Annotated in this window: 15 protein-coding genes; 7 read left to right on the top strand and 8 right to left on the bottom strand. The window is 56.1% G+C overall.

The features are described from left to right. The first annotated feature begins 41 nt into the window (after positions 1-41). Complete coding sequence (locus GT495_RS08915; protein WP_161162392.1) at positions 42-1,010, top strand: ROK family protein; 969 nt, start codon at positions 42-44, stop codon at positions 1,008-1,010. Positions 1,011-1,813: 803 nt separating this feature from the next. On the opposite strand, the gene GT495_RS08910 is transcribed toward GT495_RS08915, so the two are convergent. Both GT495_RS08910 and GT495_RS08905 read right to left on the bottom strand, forming a co-directional pair. Next, positions 1,814-2,032: a hypothetical protein gene (locus tag GT495_RS08910; RefSeq protein WP_240128164.1), complete on the bottom strand. Its 219-nt coding sequence runs from the start codon at positions 2,030-2,032 to the stop codon at positions 1,814-1,816. Between the two features lie 280 nt (positions 2,033-2,312). After that, a complete protein-coding gene (locus GT495_RS08905; RefSeq protein ID WP_161162391.1) occupies positions 2,313-2,681 on the bottom strand; it encodes a helix-turn-helix domain-containing protein in 369 nt (122 codons plus the stop codon). A gap of 167 nt (positions 2,682-2,848) precedes the next feature. Between GT495_RS08905 and GT495_RS08900 the strand changes: the two genes are divergently transcribed. After that, positions 2,849-4,057, top strand: coding sequence for an ATP-binding protein (locus GT495_RS08900; RefSeq protein ID WP_161162390.1), 1,209 nt, complete (start codon positions 2,849-2,851; stop codon positions 4,055-4,057). A 92-nt stretch (positions 4,058-4,149) separates the two neighbouring features. Here GT495_RS08900 and GT495_RS08895 read toward each other — a convergent pair whose 3' ends face one another. Then, positions 4,150-4,590, bottom strand: a complete 441-nt coding sequence (locus GT495_RS08895) for a MerR family transcriptional regulator (protein WP_161162389.1) — start codon at positions 4,588-4,590, stop codon at positions 4,150-4,152. A gap of 153 nt (positions 4,591-4,743) precedes the next feature. On the opposite strand from GT495_RS08895, the gene GT495_RS08890 reads away from it, so the two are divergent. The 3 genes from GT495_RS08890 (at position 4,744) to GT495_RS08880 (ending at position 6,656) form a co-directional block, all read left to right on the top strand. After that, positions 4,744-5,508 carry a carboxymuconolactone decarboxylase family protein gene (locus GT495_RS08890; RefSeq protein WP_161162402.1) on the top strand — a complete coding sequence of 255 codons (765 nt, stop codon included), beginning with the start codon at positions 4,744-4,746 and terminating at the stop codon, positions 5,506-5,508. Between the two features lie 91 nt (positions 5,509-5,599). Next, positions 5,600-5,980: an alpha/beta hydrolase gene (locus GT495_RS08885; protein ID WP_204986916.1), complete on the top strand. Its 381-nt coding sequence runs from the start codon at positions 5,600-5,602 to the stop codon at positions 5,978-5,980. A gap of 145 nt (positions 5,981-6,125) precedes the next feature. Further along, entirely contained in the window at positions 6,126-6,656 is a 531-nt protein-coding gene (locus GT495_RS08880) for a flavodoxin family protein (protein ID WP_161162388.1), read from the top strand. A gap of 108 nt (positions 6,657-6,764) precedes the next feature. Here the strand turns inward: GT495_RS08880 and GT495_RS08875 are convergent, their stop codons facing one another. The 4 genes from GT495_RS08875 to GT495_RS08860 form a co-directional block, all read right to left on the bottom strand. After that, a complete protein-coding gene (locus GT495_RS08875; protein ID WP_161162387.1) occupies positions 6,765-7,859 on the bottom strand; it encodes an ATP-binding protein in 1,095 nt (364 codons plus the stop codon). A gap of 220 nt (positions 7,860-8,079) precedes the next feature. Next, entirely contained in the window at positions 8,080-10,320 is a 2,241-nt protein-coding gene (locus GT495_RS08870) for a DNA gyrase subunit A (RefSeq protein ID WP_161162386.1), read from the bottom strand. Between the two features lie 45 nt (positions 10,321-10,365). Beyond that, a complete protein-coding gene (locus GT495_RS08865) occupies positions 10,366-12,363 on the bottom strand; it encodes a type IIA DNA topoisomerase subunit B (RefSeq protein WP_161162385.1) in 1,998 nt (665 codons plus the stop codon). Between the two features lie 266 nt (positions 12,364-12,629). Next, on the bottom strand, positions 12,630-14,012 hold the full coding sequence (locus GT495_RS08860) for an ATP-binding protein (RefSeq protein ID WP_161162384.1): 1,383 nt from the start codon (positions 14,010-14,012) through the stop codon (positions 12,630-12,632). 186 nt (positions 14,013-14,198) lie between these two features. Between GT495_RS08860 and GT495_RS08855 the strand changes: the two genes are divergently transcribed. Next, positions 14,199-14,429, top strand: coding sequence for a helix-turn-helix transcriptional regulator (locus GT495_RS08855; protein WP_152077446.1), 231 nt, complete (start codon positions 14,199-14,201; stop codon positions 14,427-14,429). A gap of 9 nt (positions 14,430-14,438) precedes the next feature. After that, positions 14,439-15,023 carry a hypothetical protein gene (locus GT495_RS08850; RefSeq protein ID WP_156600671.1) on the top strand — a complete coding sequence of 195 codons (585 nt, stop codon included), beginning with the start codon at positions 14,439-14,441 and terminating at the stop codon, positions 15,021-15,023. 12 nt (positions 15,024-15,035) lie between these two features. On the opposite strand, the gene GT495_RS08845 is transcribed toward GT495_RS08850, so the two are convergent. After that, positions 15,036-15,983 (bottom strand): helix-turn-helix domain-containing protein, encoded by a 948-nt coding sequence (locus GT495_RS08845; RefSeq protein ID WP_161162383.1) that lies wholly within the window; start codon positions 15,981-15,983, stop codon positions 15,036-15,038. Positions 15,984-16,135 lie beyond the last annotated feature (152 nt).

Below are 16,135 nucleotides of genomic sequence, written 5' to 3'. Positions count from 1 at the left end.
GCACGGCGTCAAAGCGCTGTGCTTTGAGAGAGGGGTCAATCATGAACGAGCCAATTGCAAGCGCTTCGGTCGCAAGCGAACAGGTGACAAGCGAGCAGGCTGCGGGCCGGCATGCCGGCGATCGCCAGCTTATCGGCGCGATCGAGGCGGGCGGTACCAAGATGGTGCTGGCGTGCGGATACGCCGACGGAACCATAGTGGAGCGCACGAGTATTCCAACGCAGGATCCGGCGCAGACTGTGCCCGCCATGATCGAGTGGTTTGCGGGCAAGGGTGTCTCCGCCCTGGGCATCGCCGCGTTTGGCCCCACGGGCGTCAATCCGTCCTCTCCCACGTACGGGCGCATCTTGCAGACGCCCAAGCTGGCCTGGCGCAACTATGATTTCCTGGGCGCCATGAGCCGCGGCTTGGGCGTGCCCTGCGGATACGATACCGACGTTAACGGCGCGTGCTTGGGCGAAGTCATGTACGGCGCCGCCAAGGGGCTGGACTCCGCCATGTACATCACCGTCGGCACCGGCATCGGCGCCGGCATCTACGCGGGCGGCCAGCTGATCCACGGCATGCTGCATCCCGAGGCCGGCCACATCACGTTGCCGCGCGTGCCGGGAGACCAAGAGTTTGAGTGCGTCTGCCCCACGCATAGCAGCTGCTTCGAGGGGCTTGCCGCCGGACCCGCCGTGGTGAAGCGCTACGGTGTCGAGCGGGCGTCTGATATGGCGGACGATGAGGATTTCCTCGAGCTCGAGGGCACCTACATCGCCCAGGGCATCCTCAACTACCTGTACGTGGCATCGCCCCAGCGCATCATCTTGGGCGGCGGCGTTCCGGATCATGCACCCAAGCTGATGGCCCGCGTTCGTGCCAAGGTGCTTGAGTTCAACAACGGCTACATCGCCACGCCTGAGCTGGACGATATCGACTCCTATATTGTCCAGCCCGCCTGCGACGGCAACCAGGGGGTCCTTGGCGCTATCGCTCTGGGCGCACAGGCGCTACAGCAGGCGTAGCCCAAACCATTGCATCGAGCTTGCTTTTAAGGCCGCTTTCCACCACGGAAGGCGGCCGTTTCTGTTAAGAGAGCGGCTTCTGAGGATGAGACGGGCGCCCAGGACGAGTATCCCGTGTATGAATGGCATTAGTCTATTCCGGATATTGCGTCTGTGAGATGGGCGGTGATGGATACAGAGAACTGGCTTCTGGTGCTACGAGACGTGTTCGCTATGGCAGTGAGAGCCGGTCAGCCGCTCTGTCCATGACCTCGCTGAGCATGGCCAGACTGTTCTTCAGCTCGCCCTGCTTGGAGAAGTAGTCCCTGTGCGCCACGAATCGTCTGCGCAGGGCTCGGAGCTGCTCGGCGGCATCCCCTCTCGCGTCCTCGCTCTTGACCAAGTGCATGTATCAGAGGGCCCATGAACGCGATTAATGGATTCCAATCATCCATTAGGCATGGCCAAAGGGAGCAGACCGAAACGACATCAATGAACGGATAACGGGAATCAGCAAGATCCGCAATCGCGCCGCTCATCACGAACGCCTCTTTGCGCATGCGGGATGCGAATGCGCGACTTTGCGATCGTGCCTAAACGCCGCCTTGCTGTTCGCTCAGCTTGAGCCAATTGCGAACAGTTATGTTTACGAAGGAACCATCAATAGATGCTCGGTCGACAACTACCATCAGGATTATTCCGGGCAGAATTCGGGGCAGCTTGGAGCGCAGGAATGGCGCGGACGGCAACTGATCATTGCCGTCCGCGCTCCATTCGCTTATCCCTGTATGACCCGGCGAACCTGGAGCCCGCCAGTTCTGCCATTAATCAAACAGGCTCGGCATGTCGTTTTCCTTCATGAGGGCGCCGGCAGAGGGCAGGCTTTGCGCGGTGAACTTCTCGGCCGAGACGCCGGCGCCAAGAATCTCCTCGGTCGTGCCGACGGTGGTGATTCCTTGAGCACCTGCGCATACAGCACTTGCTGCCGCCGTAGATGGCGTTCTTAAGGCGCTTGCGGTTGGTCTTGGTAGCGTATCCGGCAAGTGCGACACGCACCGCGCGGCCGTTCTCAAAGACGAACTTTCTACGTCAACAAGTGCGGGTTCAAGATAGTCGAGTTCTACAACAGCCGCCATCCCGATCGGCGCATACCGCCCATGGAGCCGGGCGAGACCCCTTTCCCCGGTTTCGAAGAGGACTTTCTGTTCGAGAAAGTCATGAACTGAGCCTGCGTGAGGGGCGACACGCGCGGCTCCCTGCCAATAAGACAATCCAATCTTTCTCTAGGCAATTGAAAGATTTACGTTCCGTCGCCCCCTTCGCCTACCAGTCGGACGACGGAACCCGGTCATCGCGATGGGCCTCGCCCCAAAGACAGAGCTCATCAAGCACTGGCATGAGCGACAAGCCGCGCTCGGTCAAGCTGTACTCCACCTTCGGTGGTACCTGGGGGTACTCAACGCGCTTGACAAGACCATCGGCGACCAGACCTCTCAGCGCAGAGGTGAGCGACTTGTAAGTAGCAGGCGCAAGCTTGCGTTTGAGCTCGTTGTAGCGCGTCGTGCCGTCCGGGTACAGGCAGAACAGAACTGGCAGCTTGTACTTGCCCTCTATCAGGGAGAACGCGTACGCAAAGCCAGTGTTCTCGATGCCGTTGCGCGCGAACACAACCCCCTCTTTTGCCCCTGCCATGGATCCTTCCTTTACACTCTACAAGAAGGAAAGAAAACGAAGAACAAAGGCTATGGGGTAACAATTACTGTTGTGAAAAATAGCTAAATTTGGGAATAGTATTCCCAAATTTGACATAACATATAACGAACTGCGATAAAGACCTTCCAAGACGGGAAGCTATACTGATGTACATCAAACGCGAAATTGAATCCTCTATAGATCGCTTGCTACGGCAGGGCAAGGTCGTTCTTGTGACTGGCGCAAGGCAAGTTGGAAAGACCACCGTCCTCAGGGAGCACCTAGGCAGCTCCTTTGGCTACGTATCCATGGAAAACCCGCGCGATTACCTGCTCGCCAAGCAGGACGCTGCGCTCTTTTTCGAATCAAAATCCCTGCCGCTGATCATTGACGAGGTTCAAAGGGTCCCCGAGCTGTTTTCGCCTCTTAAGTGGATTGTTGACCAATCGACTAAAAAGGGACAAGTCGTACTTACGGGTTCCCAAACATATCAGCTCATGAAGGGTGTCGGTGAGTCATTAGCTGGCAGAATTAGGATTCTCGAAATGTCGGGGTTAAGTGTGAGGGAGCTTATGGGCAATGTGGGGACGGCGCACCCCTATGTTCCCGCTCCGGTCGCAGTGGCGCAGAAAGCTCCCATTAAAAACATCTGGGAAATTATTCATCGCGGTTCGATGCCGGAGCTGCAGGACAGCACTATTGACTGGGATTCATTTTATTCAGACTACGTTTCCGCTTACCTAGAGCGCGATGTGCGGGACCTTATTAATGTTAAGAACGAGGCAAAGTTCTACAGCTTCATGGTTGCATGTGCGGCTAGGTCTGGCCAGCTCTTCAACGCCTCGGACATCGGCAACGCCATTGACGTTGATCATAAGACGGTGAAGGCCTGGCTATCCGTTCTGCAGGCATCAAATATCGTTCGCATTATCGAGCCCTTTTGGCCAAACATTGGCAAGAGTCTCACCAAGACGCCGAAGCTATATTTTATGGACACGGGGCTTGTTTGCCACCTGACTAGGTGGACCACGCCCGAGCAGCTGCAAGTTGGCGCTGTCGCGGGGCACGTATTTGAGACCTTCGCGGTGTCGGAGGTTCTCAAGAGTTATATGAACGCCGGCGGAAACGTACGAGATGTTTGGTTCTATCGCGACGCAAAGAAGCGCGAGATTGACCTCGTGATACAAGAAGGGCATGTTCTCCATCCCGTCGAGATCAAGACATCGTCCACAGTCAGAATTGACGCCATCAAGCACTTCGGTTGCCTCGAGGGTCTGTCGGGGTATGAAGTGGGGTTTGGACATGTCGTTTGCCAGACCCCTGAGCCATACTCCCTAACAGATAAGGTGCAGGCGATTCCTTTGTGGGCGATATAGCAAACACGGATAGAGCCCAAGGAGCAGAAACGGCATTCGCACTCCTAACCAAATGCGGCTCCGCGCCAAAGCCCCCTCAACATCAAACGTCGCTATCGAGCGTGAGCGTTTTCGTAGGCCTTTTTGACCTCTTCCGGCAAGCCGTCGGGAATCATGGCCTTCAGCTCAGCCTCGTTATCGCCTTGATTCAGCTGCTCGTAATACCAGCATTTGAACTTCAGCATGTCCAGCGCGCGGTTCATCTTCGCGATCTCCGACTCCATGTGGGCCTTCCAGTCCTCGAACATGGCCTTGCGCTGGGGGTATGTTGATGGGCCCTCCGCGCACCATTCCATGAACAGCCGGATGTCCTTGATCTCCATCCCCGCCTTCTTCAGGCATTCGATAACCCGAAGTGCCTCAAGTTCCGTGTCGCCGAATTGGCGAATGCCGGACGTCCGCTCCAATCCAGGGAACAATCCCTGCTTGTCGTAATATCGCAGCGTTGAAGTTGGCAAACCGAACATCTCCGACACCTGGCCGATTGTGTACATGGCTCCTCCGGATAAATCTCGAGTTCATCCCTTGACCTAAAGTCAGGTTTAGGTATTACCTTCATTCTCGTCAATTACGCAGGGAGTGCAAGGGGTGTTTCGTAATGCGGAAACTGATTTGCGTTCAGAACCATCGACGGGAGATAGTTGGTTATGGCAATTAAGCAGACGGCTGGCAGAGATGCCCTGGGGGAGTTTGCTCCCAAATTCGCACAGCTCAACGACGACGTGCTGTTCGGCGAGGTGTGGAGCCGGGAGGGCGAGCTCTCCTTGCGCGACCGCAGCGTGGTGACGGCGGTGGCCCTGATGTCGCAGGGGCTGACGGACTCTTCGTTCAAATATCACCTGACGTCCGCGAAGAACAACGGCGTGACCAGGGCGGAGATAGCGGAGATCCTTACGCATGCGGCGTTTTACGCGGGCTGGCCCAAGGCGTGGGCTGCCTTCCGCATGGCGAAGGAGGTCTGGGCGGACGACGATGCCGCCGACGCAAAGGCTCAGCACCAAAACGAGACGGTTTTCCCCATCGGTGCCTCCAACGACGCCTTCGCGAAGTTCTTTATCGGTCAAAGCTACCTCGCACCCCTTTCCACCGAGCAGGTCGGCGTCTACAACGTGACGTTCGAGCCCGGCTGCCGCAACAACTGGCATGTCCATCACGCCAAAGGCGGCGGTGGGCAGATCCTCGTCTGCGTGGCCGGTCGAGGGTTCTACCAGGAATGGGGGAAGCCGGCACAGGAGCTGCGCCCCGGTGACGTGGTCAACATCGCCCCGGGGGTGAAGCATTGGCACGGAGCCGCGCCCGATAGCTGGTTTTCCCATCTGGCGCTGGAGGTTCCGGGCGAGGATGCCTCCAACGAGTGGCTGGAGCCTGTGGGTGATGAGGAATACCTTAAAGCGACTAGCAGGCAGGCTTAAGCATGGAGCAGTTGAATCTGACGCAAGAATGGGACAAGGTGTTCCCCAAAAGCGACAAGGTCGAGCACAGCAAGGTGGCCTTCTACAACCGATGCTGGCGGGCGGCGTGGTCGATCAGCTGCCCGATGACGCGCCGCAGTTTGTGGCGGACTATTACGCCTACTACAAGACCCCGCGAGGCTACCATCCCCGCAGCCTGGGCTCCAATGGCGGTTGGAATGTGACATCTTCGCTGTCTTTTTTGAATATGCCGATCTTGCAGTACGCCGGCGAGATCCGCTCTGCCATGCTGCTGGTGCATGGCGAGAAGGCGCACTCCCGCTATTTCAGCGAAACCGCGTACAACAAGCTGACTGGGGACAACAAGGAATTGCTCATTATCCCTGGTGCCAGCCACACCGACCTTTACGATCAGATGGACATCATTCCGTTTGAAAAGCTGAAGGCGTTCTTTGGGGAGCATCTCAAATAAGGCGTGCCTTGATTTAATGCCAAGTCTCCAGCGACGATCCTTCTTAAGAGTGGGAGTAGCTGAAACGAGGCGATTGATTAACTCCATTCGTTTTGGTTACAAAAAAACATGCTGCACGCCTGCGGCATGAAGGAGGGGGATTCTTATGAAAATCGTTGTGTTGAGCGGCAGTCCGCGTAAGGGCGCCAATACCGACACCATGGTCGAGGCGTTTGCCGAGACCGCGGGTGAGGGCGGCAATACGGTTGAGGTCATCCGCGTTGCCGGCAAAAAGATCGCTGGTTGTCTGGGATGCCAGTACTGCTTTACCCATGAGGGCACCTGTGTGCAGAAGGATGACATGGACGACGTGATCGAGTCGCTGAAAGGCGCCGATATGGTTGTCTTCGCTTCGCCTATCTACTGGTTTGATATCACCGCGCAGGAAAAGGCCGCCATCGACCGTCTGTACGCCTTCGGTGCTACGGGCTTCCCGTTCACCAAGACGGCCCTTTTGCTCGATAGCCACAGCGAGGGCGTCTATGATGCGGCGATCGCTATGTACAAGTCAGCCTGCGCGTACTGCAAGTGGGAGGACCAGGGCATTGTCACCATTAGCGGCATGACCGAGCGCGACAGCATGGCATCCTCGCCCAAGTTGAAAGAGGTGTGCGAGCTCGCTCGCAAGCTGGCCTAAGGACAAGAAGAGCGCATGGCAATCAGCGCTAGCGGAAATGCGTGCTGCCCTTACCAAGAGGAATGCTGATTGCCATGCAATGATGCTCCAGCGGACAATTCCGGTGTGCTAAAACGCCTTCTCATTCAAGAATTCCCTGAACGCGGGGATGTCGAAGCCGACGAGGCCACGTCCACGTTCCCCGATAACGCCGTCCTCGAGGAGGCGGCGCTTGTACTGGCTTGCGTAGTTGCTTGCGACGCCCATACGCTTGGCTATCTCCGAGACCCTGCTGGGTCCAGAATCAGGCAACATCGCGAGCAGAAACTCAATGTCTTTATCGGAAAGCTCTCGATAGGTCGTTTCGAGAATGCGATCGCGCAACTCCATGCGTGCGAGCAGGGAACCCTGCTGGACATCGGATGTGCTGATTTGGGGCGAGTTCTCCGAAACATCCCACGTGCGATATCCGACGAGCTGCATCATGTAGGGGAATCCGTCGACGGCCTTCACAGCATCCTCGAGCGCTTCTGGCGTGATTGAGCGTCCTCCAGCCTCAATGGTTTTGCGGAAGGCATTTGCAATCTCAACATCAGTGATTCGTCCCAGCTGATGATACTGGGAGCGCCTGAGGAACGAAACAGAATCGTTGCGCAGCAGCGCCGATACTTTGTAGGGTAGCCCCGCCATGAGAAGGGCTACCTTTTTGCCCTCTCGTACAAAATGTTGGTAGACAGAGGCAAATTGGAGCATTTCATCAAGATCGACCGTGACTTCATCGATAGTGATGAGAAGCCCGATGTCATGCTTCTCGAGCTGCCTGAAAATGCTGTTCATACGTGTGCGCCAGTTGCCCTGGGCCTCTAGAGCATATGTCCAATCGATGCCCACTGGACCAATTTGAACGCCGTTTATGCGCGCATGAGGCTGCGAGAGGTAGCTATCTGCGGCTTCTTTGGTTCGCTCGATAATATCTTCGAGCATGCCTGGCATGGCGGAGACATTTGCTGCGATCCAGTCGTGTTCAAGCGCCGTTTCTGAAAGGAGCGAGAGAAGCGCCGTCTTGCCCGTTCCCCTTGCGCCAGTAAAAATAGTCGACAGGTTGGGATCTCCCGGGCCATTGATAAAGCCACGGTTGATGTCACGCAGGATATGCTCGCGACCCGCTAGAAAGGGAGGGACGCTTCCGAACGTCGGGGTAAAGGGGTTCTTGCTGTACTCCATGGTAGCTCCTTTGCAAGTTTTGCTAATTTTTGCAACTTTTGCTAGCTTTTGCAAGTTCTGCTAATGGCTTAACATGCCTTGTGCCGTGGGATTGGAGGAGTGAAAAACGGGGAGTTCTATTATTCCGACTACGTTGCAACGAGTGGGGCCCGGAGCGCAATGTTGCTGCGCTCCGGGCCCCACTGCTTTGTACAACCATGACGGTTTGGCCACCGTTGTTTTAGTCAAACAGGCTCGGCATGTCGTTTTCCTTCATGAGGGATCCGGCGGAGGGTAGGCTCTGCGCGGTGAACTTCTCGGCCGAGACGCCGGCGCCAAGAATCTCCTCGGTCGTGCCGACGGTGGTGACCGAGCGGCCCTTCTTGGCGGTAAAGGCCTGGACGCCCTGCGTGTTGGTAGTCGTCTTGGTCTTGAGCAGCGACGTGTTGAAGTTCATCAGGCGGTAGTCGCTCGAGACCAGCGCGAGGTCGCGGTCTTCCTTGAGCACCTGTGCATACAGCAGCTTGCTGCCGCCGTAGATGGCGTTCTTAAGGCGCTTGCGGTTGGTCTTGGTAGCGTATCCGGAAAGTGCGACACGCACCACACGGCCGTTCTCAAAGACAAACAGCACGTCGGCCGTGTAGTCCTCGGGGTCGATGACCCAGATCACGCTCTCGTCGGGTTCCATCTCAAGGTCGGTGGGCAGGTACGAGCCCAGCTGTGCCGACTTGGTGTCCTCAAACGCCGCAACCTTGCACTTGTACACCTGGCTCTTGTTGGTAAAGACCAGCAGCTCGTGGGTGTTGGAGGACGGAAACTCGATAAAGGGTTTATCGCCGTCCTTGTACTTGAGCGTCGCAGCTTTCTTGAGCACACGGTCCGTCATCTTTTTCAGATAGCCCTCGCGCGAGAGCATGATGGTAACCGGATACTCCTCGACCTCGGGCTCCAGGCTTACCTCGATGACTTCGTGGGGCTCGATCCTGCCCGTGCGACGCGGCATCACATATTTCTTGTTGACCGCGGCCAGCTCGTCGCCGATGACCTTCTTGATGTTGTCTTCGCTCGAGAGAATCTCCTCAAGTTCGGCAATCTCACCCTCGAGCTTGGCGATGTCCTTGGTGCGGTTGAGGATGTACTCCTCGTTGATGTTGCGGAGCTTAAGTTCGGCAACAAACTCGGCCTGGGTCTCGTCGATGTCGAAACCCTTCATAAGGTTGGGCACGACCTCGGCCTCGAGCTTGGTGCCGCGGATGATAGCGATGGCCTTGTCGATGTCGAGCAAGATCGCCTCGAGGCCATGCAGCAGGTGCAGGCGCTCGGACTTTTTGCCCAAGTCAAAGTTAATGCGGCGACGCGTGGACTCAATGCGCCACTTGACCCACTCGTGCAGAATCTGGCGCACGCCCATAACACGGGGATAGCCGTCGACGAGCACGTTGAAGTTGCACGAGAACGAATCCTGCAGCGTAGTCGATCGATAGAGTTTGGCCATGAGCTTGTCGGGGTCGACACCGCGCTTAAGGTCGATGGCGATGCGCAGGCCCGAGAGGTCGGTCTCGTCGCGGATGTCAGCGATCTCCTTGACCTTGCCCTCCTTGGAGAGCTTGACGATGCGCTCGATGATGACATCGGTCTTGGTGGTGTAGGGGATCTCGTACACCTCGATGATGCGCTCTTCGGGAATCCAGCGCCAGCGGGAGCGGATCTGGAAGCTGCCCAGGCCGGTCTCGACGATCTTCTCCATCTCCTCGCGGCGGTAGATAATCTCGCCGCCGGTCGAGAAGTCGGGCATGGGCATGTACTCGAGCAGGTCGCAGTCGGGATCTTTGAGGTAGTGCATCGTGGCGGTGCAGACCTCATTGAGGTTAAAGCCGCAGATATCGGACGCCATGGCGACGCCGATGCCCTTGTTGGCCGAGACAAGGATGTTGGGGAACGTGGTGGGCAGCAGACGCGGTTCCTTCATGGCGCCGTCGTAGCTGTCGACGAAGTCGACCGGGTCCTTGTCGATATCCTTGAAGATCTCGGCGCTGATGGGGGAGAGCTTGGCCTCGGTGTAACGCGAAGCGGCGTAGCTCAGGTCGCCCGAATAGTACTTACCAAAGTTGCCCTTCGACTCCACGAAGGGGGCGAGCAGCGCCTCGTTGCCGGTGGCCAGGCGCACCATCGTCTCGTAGATCGCGGCATCGCCGTGCGGGTTGAGCTTCATGGTCTGGCCCACGATGTTGGCGCTCTTCTGGCGCTCGCCCTTGAGCAGACCCATCTTGTACATGGTGTAGAGCAGCTTGCGGTGCGAGGGCTTAAAGCCGTCGATCTCGGGGAATGCACGCGAGACGTTGACGCTCATGGCGTAGGGCATGTAGTTGACCTCGAGCGTCTGCGTAATCGGCTGGTCGGTGACCTCGGAGTGCAGGCCGATGACGTTTTCGGCGTTGACCTGCTTTTTCTTGGGCTGGTTCTTCGTCTTCTTCTTTGCCACGATATCCTCTTGAACTTCTTATGGGCCGTCGTTGTCGATTTGCTGCTATTGCAGGTCCAGCTGGTCCAGGTATTCCTTGCCGTGCTCGGAGATATGGCGCTTGCGGCCCGCCTCGTCGTTGCCCAGCAGAAGGTTGAACATGGTCTCCATCTTGGTGACGTCCTCGGGCTCCACCTTGATCAGGCGACGCGTCTCGGGGTTCATGGTGGTGAGCCACATCATGTCCGGGTCGTTCTCACCAAGACCCTTGGAGCGGTTGATGGAGCACTTCTGGTCGCCGATCTCCTTGAGGATGCCGTTCTTCTCGAGATCGGTGTAGGCAAAGTAGGTCTTCTCTTTGCAGTTGATCTCGTAGAGCGGCGACTCGGCGATATACACGTAACCCTTGTCGATAAGTGTAGGCACCAGGCGGTAGAGCATGGTGAGCACGAGCGTGCGGATGTGATAACCGTCGACGTCGGCGTCCGTACAGATAATGACCTTGTTCCAGTTGAGGTTGTCTAGGTCAAAGGCGCCAAGGTTCTTGATGCGCTTGTCCTTGATCTCCACGCCGCAGCCCAGCACGCGCATGAGGTCCATGATGATGTCGGACTTAAAGATGCGCGGGTAGTCCTCCTTTAGGCAGTTGAGGATTTTGCCGCGGACGGGCATAACACCCTGAAACTCGGCATCGCGCGAGGTGCGAATGGCGCCTGCTGCCGAGTCGCCCTCTACGATGTAGATCTCGCGGCGGCTCTTGTCCTTGGAGCGGCAGTCGATGAACTTTTGCACGCGGTTGGCCATGTCGGTCTTCTGCTGCAGGTTGGTCTTGATGCTCTGGCGCGTCTTCTCGGCGTTCTCGCGCGAGCGCTTGTTGATGAGCACCTGCTCCACGATCTTGTTGGCGGCGTCTTTGTTCTCGATCAAGTAGGTCGAGAGGCGCTCCTTAAAGAAGGCCGTCATGGCCTGCTGGATAAAGCGGTTATTGATGGCCTTCTTGGTCTGGTTTTCGTAGGACGTCTGAGTGGAGAAGCAGTTGGTCACCAGTACCAGACAGTCCTGGACGTCTTGCCACTTAATGCCGCTCTCATTTTTGTTGTATTTGCCCTGTTGTTTAATGTAGGCATCGATGGCGCTGGTCAGAGCGCTGCGGGCCGCCTTCTCGGGTGAGCCGCCGTTCTCGAGCCACGATGAGTTGTGGTAGTACTCCTGCATCATGAAGGTGCGCGAGAAGCACATGCATGCGGTGATTTTTACATTGTAGTCGGGCAGGTCCTCGCGGTCGCGACCTCGGCGGTCGGCCTCGATAAAGAAAGGCTCGGTGAGGTAGTCGGTACCGACCTTCTCGAGCACGTAGTCCTCGATGCCCTTGGGATAGCAAAAATCCTCTTCGGAAAACTCGCCGTCGTCGCCCTCTATGCGCAGACGGAAGGTCACGTTGGCGTTGACCACGGCCTGACGGCGCATGGTCTCGCGATACCAATCGTGGGGGATGCTGATCGAGGTAAAGACCTCAAGGTCGGGGCGCCACTTGATGGTGGTGCCAGTACGGTCCTCGTCGCTGGGCTCAATCTCGAGCGCCTTCTTTTTGGCGCCGACGACCTTGCCCTTCTTAAAGTGTAAGGAGTACTTGTTACCGTCACGCCAGACGGTGACGTCCATGTATTCGGAGGCGTACTGGGTCGCGCAGGAGCCCAGGCCGTTGGTGCCGAGCGAGAAGTCGTAGTCGCCACCCTGGTTGTTGTTGTATTTGCCGCCGGCGTAGAGCTCGCAAAAGACGAGTTCCCAGTTAAAGCGCTTCTCGGAGGGGTTCCAATCGAGTGGGCAGCCGCGGCCGTTATCCTCTACCTGGATAGAGCCATCGCGAAAGGCGGTAAGGGTGATGAGCTTGCCGTAGCCCTGGCGCGCCTCGTCAACGGCGTTGGACAGGATCTCGAAGGCGGCGTGCGCGCAACCATCGAGGCCGTCCGAGCCAAAGATGACGGCGGGGCGCAGGCGTACGCGCTCCTCGTCCTTGAGTTGGCGGATACTGTCGTTACCATAGTTTGCGGTGTTTTTTGCCATACTCGCTCTCTCGGTGCTCCTTTGCTGCGTTTTAGTCATATAGATAGTCAAGGTAGCATAGCCCAGCCCTTGGGCGATTCCACCCAACACGAAATCCATCGAACGCGCGTTCGAAGATTAAGCTGAGGCATTGGGCTATAACGCGGCATTGTTGAACAGATTTAGATACAGATGAGTTTTATTTAATAGCGGCGCAGATGCACTAAACAAAATCGAACGATTATGGGTGACACGATTTCAGCCAACTGCTGCACTGAGAATCATGTTTACTCAAACATCTGCGACAGGTCGATGAAGATGGTTCGGTCGCTCTTGTCGGCTTCAAAACCGGAGCGTGAGAAGAACCCGTAGCGGTGGCACTTGAGTCCCGTTGCCTCGACTTGGGCGATTTCCTCGTCAACCATCTTTTGAGTGATGGGAGATTTGCGGAACTTGGCTTCGTAGAATGTGTAACCGTCGGGGTCTTGCGTTACCACATCGAATTCGCCACTCGTTTTGTTTACGGGGCCGTCGTACCAGTACTTGCCTATGGCGTCGAAGGCTGGCTCGACCATGCCGGATCTGTTTTGTCGTACGAGGTACTGACGGCAGACCTCCTCGAACATATGAGGAACGTAGTTTTCCTCGAAGTCTTGGGCGACATGGCGATCATAGAAGACTTCTGGGTCGAGCAGCTGACGCGCGGAGGCATTTCGAAAGATGTAGCGATAGTAAAAGAGCGAAAGCGGGTCCACCACAAAGTAGCCGGACTTGCGCTTGTTTGTAGGGTCGTTGATGGGCGCGCGTTTTTGGACGATTTCGAGCGATATGAGCTTGGCTAAGACGTCCGCCATGGCAGGACCGCTCGAGACATGCGACTGTGCCAGCACGTCTCCCCAACGGGAGTAGCCTTGCGCGAGGGCTCCGAAAACTTCGTTGGCGTTGGTCATCTTAGAGATTTCGGCGTTGAGATAGGACGGAACTTCGCTCTCTAAGCGGGCTCCGGGTTCTGTGACGAGCTCGATGATGTTGTCGCGCACGCTTTGGGATTGATCGATGAGGCGATTGAAAAAGGGAATGCCGCCAAAGACACTGTAGAGCCGTACCTTGTCCTCGGGTGAGAATGCGGGATAGAACTTCGCAGCGTCAAAGTAATCCATGGGCTTAAGCTCGAGCGTGAGGTCGATACGCCCGTAGAGGGGGCTTTCATGCTCGATAAGGGATTTCATGATCTCAACGTAGGAGCCGCACAGAACGATGCTTAAACGTGAGTCTTCTCTATGAGCGTCAATTGAGGTCTGAAGGATGCTGTCTAGGCCTTTAACCGCATCTCTTAGGTAGGGGTATTCATCGAGAATGAGTACGAAGTTCTTGTCCTTGGCCTGGGCAAACAGAAATTCGATGAGTTCGCGGATGCCCGTGAAAGCGAGCGGCGGAAACCCCAGCGCTTCAGCGGCAAGGGCGGAAAGGCTATCAAGGTTGTCCGCCTCGGAGGTTTGGCGGCACTCGTAGTAGACCGTTGTGGTGTCTGACAAATCGATTAGCGCCTGCTTGATGAGTTCGCTTTTGCCGACGCGACGCCTGCCGTAAACGAGAACATTGCGCTGCTCGGGCGCCTTGAGCGTTTTCTTAATACGGGCGAGTTCATGCTCCCTGCCAATGGATTCCATTTACTCGGTTCCTTCCGACTCGGTTTTGTCCGAGTAAGATTGAAAATCGAATCGAAATCACTATGCCGTATGGCGATGGCGGACATTGTTTTCATAATAACGGGTATAGTTGACATTATCCGATAAATGCAATATATTTCTGTCATATTGCAACGGATATCTGTCCGATATCACGAAAGGAACTTTATGCCGGGCAAAAAGAACCTACGCATGAAGGCGGCGCGCGCGGCGGCTGGCCTTTCGCAAGCTGACTTAGCCCAGGCCGTGGGCGTTACGCGTCAAACCATCGGCCTGATCGAGGCCGGTGGCTACAATCCCACGCTCAACCTGTGCGTGGCAATCTGCAAAGCGCTGCGCGTTACGTTGAACGACTTGTTTTGGGACGACGAGATTAAAGCCGACCCTAACGCTCTTTAGGAGGCCACTATGAAATTTGAAGATCTAAAAATCGTGCAAAAGTGGCGTGAGTATGCAGGCCCAAAGGATGAGCGCTTGGAAGCAGAGAACGCGAAGATCTACAAGATTGGCTTCGTGCTGCTTTCGTTTGGCATGCTGATGATTCTTTTCTATCAGACTATAGCTCGACAGGTTGCGTGGGTTCACAGCAACGCCACCGAAATGCCGCACCTCTTTGTAACACCGGTTGAGGCTGCCATGTATGCGTGGCTCGTTATCGTGATGCTGATTTGTGCGGTGCTGCAAACGCGAAAGGGCTATGTCGATACCAACCGTTTTGGGCAAACCGAGCATCTTCCTGTTGGATACTTCCTGCTCGTCTGCGGTATCAGCGGGGTCACGAGCGCACTTGTCATTGCGGTGATGCGCTGTGTTGCAGAGGCACAGATTGTGCCGCTCGAAAGTGTCTTTTGGGTGGCGAACTTGGCTGCGGGCGCGTACTTTGGCCTGGTAGTCGCCGTTGTCACATTTGCCACCCTGTGCGCAGCGTACTTCTCGGCGAAAAGGCGCCGTGCCAAGATTGAGGCAGACCTCGACTCTGCTGGCGACATCTAATAACGTCGCTTGCTACCACAGTTCCTCCTTAAACAGTGCGTTTAGCTGGCCGATAACGCGTTCATCTTCTGTATCGATGAGGGTCAGCGCAAGAGACACGTCGTCAATTTCGCCCCTTCCGGCGACGAGTGGATCGTATGTCCAGATTTGGAGCCGAATCGTCTCTTCATTCGGTAACTCTCCTAGCTGGATCTCTTCAAACTTATTCGCCTTAAAGGTCTTTTTTAATAATGCACGACATTCAATTATGGGAGGAGTAAGCAAGCTGCGTTCGGAAAGGGCGCTTTCTCCTGCAAGCGGGAGAAAGTCTGTGTCTTTACTTCTTCTCGTATACGTGACACGCGCCACGGGGTTTTGCAGGCAGTCTTTTGCCCTTTTTATCAGTTGCTTTTGGGAGCCATTGCACTTGATGATTACCTGGCGCGCCTGCTTGCATTTGTTGATAAGGCCTCTGCGGGAAAGATCGTCGAGAGCCCGTGAAACGCTGGACGACGGCATGCCTGTCATTTCCCTCAGCTTCTCGGATGTCCGGAGGTCGGGGTTTGCCATCAAGGCGACCAGGGCAGCTTGGGTGCTGGGAGCCATCACTTTGGAAAGGGGGGATAAATCTCGTCTGGCGTTTGCAATAAAACCCAGCATGGGGAGAAATGCCTGTCTGCCTGGGACGACGAATGGAATCCCCCGCGATACGAGGGCCTTGCGCTGTCTCGCATCAATCTGCGCAACGAGCACAACTGGAAGGCTCGTTCTGTCCGAAATATGGACAGAGATTCTTTTGAGCTCGGGAAGGGAAGATCCCCGCTCTATCTCCGCGGCGATAAAGTCGACCCCGTTGCAGATGCACAGGTGATATCTTGCCGCTTTGGCTAGATATAGTGGGAGATGGCTGGCGCCTTCCCATTCATGGGTGGTGATTGAAAGCCCCATCTCCTCTTTTAGATAGGAGTTAAAGTTGCTCAATTTAAGTCCTTTTGTATAATCCCATCACAATTGGAATTATACATTTTACTTGGGAATATTGCTAGACAATCAAATGGTTGATTTTCAATCTCAACGCAACAGCTTGAACGGCCCCCGCGTTTCCGCAGCTAGCGCAACGCGGAACTAGCCCC

Source organism: Collinsella sp. BIOML-A6, from assembly GCF_009875845.1.
In the GTDB taxonomy this organism is placed as follows: domain Bacteria; phylum Actinomycetota; class Coriobacteriia; order Coriobacteriales; family Coriobacteriaceae; genus Collinsella; species Collinsella aerofaciens_H.
The sequence above is the reverse complement of the archived record's forward strand: the minus strand, read 5'-3'. Positions and strand labels throughout refer to the sequence as shown.

What these genes read in the sequence shown, in the direction of transcription:
- GT495_RS08915 (WP_161162392.1), top strand. Translation starts at nt 42, where the DNA reads ATGAACGAGCCAATTGCAAGCGCTTCGGTCGCAAGCGAACAGGTGACA.
- GT495_RS08905 (WP_161162391.1), bottom strand. Translation starts at nt 2,681, where the DNA reads ATGGCAGGGGCAAAAGAGGGGGTTGTGTTCGCGCGCAACGGCATCGAG.
- GT495_RS08900 (WP_161162390.1), top strand. Translation starts at nt 2,849, where the DNA reads ATGTACATCAAACGCGAAATTGAATCCTCTATAGATCGCTTGCTACGG.
- GT495_RS08895 (WP_161162389.1), bottom strand. Translation starts at nt 4,590, where the DNA reads ATGTACACAATCGGCCAGGTGTCGGAGATGTTCGGTTTGCCAACTTCA.
- GT495_RS08890 (WP_161162402.1), top strand. Translation starts at nt 4,744, where the DNA reads ATGGCAATTAAGCAGACGGCTGGCAGAGATGCCCTGGGGGAGTTTGCT.
- GT495_RS08885 (WP_204986916.1), top strand. Translation starts at nt 5,600, where the DNA reads ATGCTGGCGGGCGGCGTGGTCGATCAGCTGCCCGATGACGCGCCGCAG.
- GT495_RS08880 (WP_161162388.1), top strand. Translation starts at nt 6,126, where the DNA reads ATGAAAATCGTTGTGTTGAGCGGCAGTCCGCGTAAGGGCGCCAATACC.
- GT495_RS08875 (WP_161162387.1), bottom strand. Translation starts at nt 7,859, where the DNA reads ATGGAGTACAGCAAGAACCCCTTTACCCCGACGTTCGGAAGCGTCCCT.
- GT495_RS08865 (WP_161162385.1), bottom strand. Translation starts at nt 12,363, where the DNA reads ATGGCAAAAAACACCGCAAACTATGGTAACGACAGTATCCGCCAACTC.
- GT495_RS08860 (WP_161162384.1), bottom strand. Translation starts at nt 14,012, where the DNA reads ATGGAATCCATTGGCAGGGAGCATGAACTCGCCCGTATTAAGAAAACG.
- GT495_RS08855 (WP_152077446.1), top strand. Translation starts at nt 14,199, where the DNA reads ATGCCGGGCAAAAAGAACCTACGCATGAAGGCGGCGCGCGCGGCGGCT.
- GT495_RS08850 (WP_156600671.1), top strand. Translation starts at nt 14,439, where the DNA reads ATGAAATTTGAAGATCTAAAAATCGTGCAAAAGTGGCGTGAGTATGCA.